The organism is Streptomyces poriferorum, from assembly GCF_019399235.1.
Classification (GTDB): domain Bacteria; phylum Actinomycetota; class Actinomycetes; order Streptomycetales; family Streptomycetaceae; genus Streptomyces; species Streptomyces poriferorum.
Window position 1 is genome coordinate 1 of record NZ_JAELVH010000571.1, and the last position, 1,007, is coordinate 1,007.

Here is a 1,007-nt window from a genome sequence, read left to right on the forward strand (position 1 = left end):
CCGAAAGGCAGACACCCCGGTGAAGATCCCCGCCCGCACCGCCCTCGCGCTGGCCGCCGCCCCGCTGCTGTGCACCGCCCTCGCTCCCACGCCCGCTGCCGCCGCGCCGCCGGCAGCGGGCCCGTGGAAGGAGCGCGCGGTCCACACGTACGACGCACTCCAGACACATCTGTACCAGGGGGCGGAGAACCACGGCCTGTACCAGGAGAAGACCCCGCGCCAGAGCGCCGACAACGCTCACTCCTACCTCTGGCCCATGCGCGAGGCGGCGGCCGCGACGGTCGACATGGCCGGCCTCCCCGGCAACGGCGAGCGCTACACGGCGGACGCGGCCGAGCGCTTCGCCACCCTGGAGCTCTACTTCGAACCCAGGAACGGCCGCCCCGGCTACGACTCGTACCTCCCCGCACCGCTCGGCCAGGGCGGCGACGTCTTCTACGACGACAACTCCGTGGTGGGCCTGTCGCTGCTGGACCAGTACCGCTCCACCGGGAACACCACCTATCTCCACCGGGCGGAACTGACCTTCGACATCGTCAGCCGCGGCTGGGACGACGACCCGGCCAAGGAGTGCCCCGGCGGGATGGACTGGGTGGACTCCCCGGCCAACACGATGCGCGCCGCCAACGTGACGGGGCTCGCCGCGGAACTCGCCGCCCGGCTCCACCAGGAGACGCACAAGAGCCGCTACCTGACCAGCGCCCAGAAATGGTACGAGTGGAACTGGTCCTGCCTGCGCGAGTCCCCGGGCCTCTACCGCAACAGCCGCGGCGACGACGGAACGGTCGACCCCACCCTGTGGACCTACAACTCCGGGGCCATGATCGGGACCGCGACGACGCTCTACCAGGTGACCGGCGACCGCTCCTATCTCAAGCGCGCCGTGCAGGACGCGGACGGCTCGCTCGCCTACTGGAAGCAGGGCGAGCGCCTGCACGACCAGCCGGCGATCTTCAACGCGATCTACTTCGACAACCTCCGGATCCTGTCCGGGGTGCACCCCGGAC

Annotated in this window: 1 protein-coding gene; it reads left to right on the forward strand. The window is 70.8% G+C overall.

Translation table 11 applies throughout. From position 1 onward, the window contains the following. Positions 1-19: 19 nt before the first annotated feature. Positions 20-1,007: glycoside hydrolase family 76 protein (locus JGS39_RS39710; protein WP_219574616.1), on the forward strand; the 988-nt coding region annotated here is incomplete at its 3' end.